Source organism: Bacillota bacterium (assembly GCA_040754675.1).
Classification (GTDB): Bacteria; Bacillota; Limnochordia; order Limnochordales; family Geochordaceae; genus Geochorda.
In genome coordinates this window covers 1-2,861 of sequence record JBFMCJ010000509.1, presented here as the reverse complement: position 1 = coordinate 2,861, position 2,861 = coordinate 1, and the positions used below count along the sequence as shown (strand labels likewise).

General features: G+C 73.2%; 3 protein-coding genes. All 3 read right to left on the bottom strand.

The annotated features are described in order from the left end of the window. On the bottom strand, positions 1–683 hold a 683-nt coding region (locus AB1609_19920; protein MEW6048710.1), incomplete at its 3' end, for a hypothetical protein. Next, on the bottom strand, positions 676–2,241 hold the full coding sequence (locus AB1609_19915; GenBank protein MEW6048709.1) for a GspE/PulE family protein: 1,566 nt from the start codon (positions 2,239–2,241) through the stop codon (positions 676–678). The genes AB1609_19915 and AB1609_19920, both read right to left, overlap by 8 nt. Beyond that, positions 2,234–2,861: type II secretion system F family protein (locus AB1609_19910; GenBank protein ID MEW6048708.1), on the bottom strand; the 628-nt coding region annotated here is incomplete at its 5' end. The genes AB1609_19915 and AB1609_19910, both read right to left, overlap by 8 nt.

Below are 2,861 nucleotides of genomic sequence, written 5' to 3'. Positions count from 1 at the left end.
GCGGCGCCGGAAAGCAGGACCCGGTCGAACCCTCCCATTTCCGACCGGCAGGAGACCGCCGCCGCGGCCAGCGCGGGCGCGGGGTCCTCCCCGAAGAAGAACTCCTCCCGCGAAAGCCACACCGGCCGCCCGCCCCGGACCAGCACAGCCACCACCTGGCCGGAAAGGGAGGCGTGCAGCACGAACCCCTCCCTCACTGCGGCGCACAGCGCCGGGGTCAGCCCCAGGCACCCCGCGGGCCTTAACCCGAGCGAGGCGCCCAGCGCCTCCAGCGACGAGACCACGTCCGCACGCACGGCGGAAACGTAGACCCTGAGCTCCTCCGACGACCGGTGGACGGGGCGCCACCTCGACACCACCGGAGGCGCGTCCGGCCCCAGCCACTCCCCCAGCAGCCGCTCCACTGCCGGCGCGTGGTCCTGCCGGACGAGAGGAGGGAACACTGCCACCTGCTCGGCCACGGCCTCCAGGGGCAGCACCCACCAGATCCGCCGCGGCTTGACCCCGCGCAGCGCCACCTGCCGCAGCAGGGCGCGCAGGGTGTCCCGCACGAGTTCGCTGTCTTCCACCAGGCCTCCGCGAACGGCGCCGGGATCGAGCGGCTCCTCGAAGTGTACGCCGCTGCTCCGCAGGACGAGCAGGCGGGCAAGCGGCGGGCCCAACTGCACCACCACGTCAGCCACTGAGCACCCTCACCACCTCCCTGACGGTCGTCTCCCCCCGCAGCGCCTTGGCCAGAGCGGCGCGGACAAGGGGCTGCATGCCCCCGGACAGCGCGGCACGGTGGACGGCCTCGCGGCCCCCGCCATGGGCCACGAGCGAGCGCACCTCCTCCGTGACCCGGAGGACCTCGTACACCCCGGTGCGCCCCCGGTAGCCCGTGCCTGCGCAGGCCGCACAACCCGTCCCCACCCGCGCCCGCGCGGGCGCCTCCAGGCCGGCGGCACGCACGAACTCGGCCTCCGGGCCGGAGACCTCGCGCTCTTCGGAGCAGTCCGCGCAGATCCGGCGCACCAGGCGCTGGGCCACCACCCCCGTGACGGCCGCGGCCACGAAGTATGGCTCCACGCCCATGTCCACCAGGCGCAAAAGCCCGCTCACCGCGTCCATGGCGTGCAGCGAGGACAGCACCAGGTGTCCCGTGAGGGCCGCCTGCACGGCAATCCGGGCCGTCTCCGCGTCCCGCACCTCGCCCACGACGATCACGTCAGGGTCCTGGCGCAAAAACGCGCGCAGCCCGGCGGCGAAGGTCAGGCCCGCCTTGGGGTTCACCTGGACCTGCACCACCCGCGGGAACTGGTACTCCACGGGGTCCTCCAGCGTCATCACGTTCAGGCCCCGCAGGTCGAGCTCCCCCAGCGTGCTGTAAAGCGTGGTGGTCTTCCCGGACCCGGTGGGGCCCACCACCAGCACCATGCCGTGGGCACGGCCTACGACCTCCCGGTAAGCGGTGAGGGCCCCGGGCTCGAAGCCCAGGGCCCCCAGGTCGAACGAAACCCGGCCGCGGTCGAGGACGCGCATCACCACCTTCTCCCCCCGCACGGACGGGATGGTGGACACGCGCACGTCCACGCGCCGGCCCGGCCCCTCGAACACCAGCTGGCCGTCCTGGGGCAGCAGGTGCTCCACCACGTTCATCCCCGCAAGCACCTTCACGCGGCTCACCACCGCCGGGTAGTGCTCCGGGGGAATGGTGCCCGCGTCGTGCAGCAGCCCGTCGATCCGGTAGCGCACCAGCACCTCGCCCTCCTGGGGGTCGAGGTGGACGTCGGACGCCCGCGCCTTGAGCGCGCCCTGCAGAAAAGCGTCCACGGCGCGGGCTGCCCAGGTGTCGTCAGCCCCCGGCGCTTCCTCGGGCACCGCCACCACCCGGCTGTAATACGTGGCGATGGCCCGGTCGAGCTCCGCCTCCGGCGCCACGCGAAACCTCACCGGGCGGCGCACGCGCAGCGCCAGGAGGTTCGACAGCTGCTGCGACGGGGCGCTGGCCGCCACCTCCAGGTAGCCGTCCCGCACCCTCAGGGGGAGCACGCGGTACCTGCGCGCCACCTGCTCGGGAACCAGCTCCAGCACTTCCTCAGACGGCCGCTCGCGCCGCAGATCCGCGGGCTGGTACCCTTCCTTCAGGTAGTCGCCGTACCGCCCGTCCGCGGCGGAACCCAGCACACCGCCCGCGCGCGCGTCTTCCTGCCGGTCTATCTCCGCTACCCGCTTCCAGTCCAGATCCTCCACGCTATCCACCCCCCAGCTTGCCCAGCATGGTGTAGATGGGCGTGATGATCGCAAGGGCAAGGAACCCCACCACCCCGGCCACCGCGAACACCATCACGGGCTCCAGCATGGCCACCGCCGCCTTCACCGCGCGGTCGGACTCCTCCTCGTAGTACGAGGCAAGCTCCTTGAGCACCACCGGCACCGTCCCGGTTTCCTCCCCCAGCCGCACCACCTCCGGGACCAGCGAGGGGAACACCCCCGCCTGCCCCAGCGACGCTGCCAAACCCGCGCCGGACACCGCCCGCGGGATGGCCGCCGCCACCCGCCGCTCCAGCGCGGCGGAACCCAGGGCACGGGCCGAAAGCTCCAGCGCCTGCCCAAGCGGCAGGCCCACGTCCAGGCCCTCGGCCAGCACCCTCAGGAACCGGCTCAGGGCCGCCGCCTTCACCACCTGGCCCAGCCCCGGCACGCCCAGCAGGACGCGGGACCAGGCCGCTCTTACCCCCGGGAGCCTGGCGGCTACAGCGCCCAGGAGGCCCAGCGCGGCCGCGGCGCCGAGGAGCGCGAAGAAGCGCTCCCCGAGAAACCGCGAGACGGCCACCAGGATACGCGTGGGCAGCGGCAGGGCTATCTGGAGCTCCAGGAAC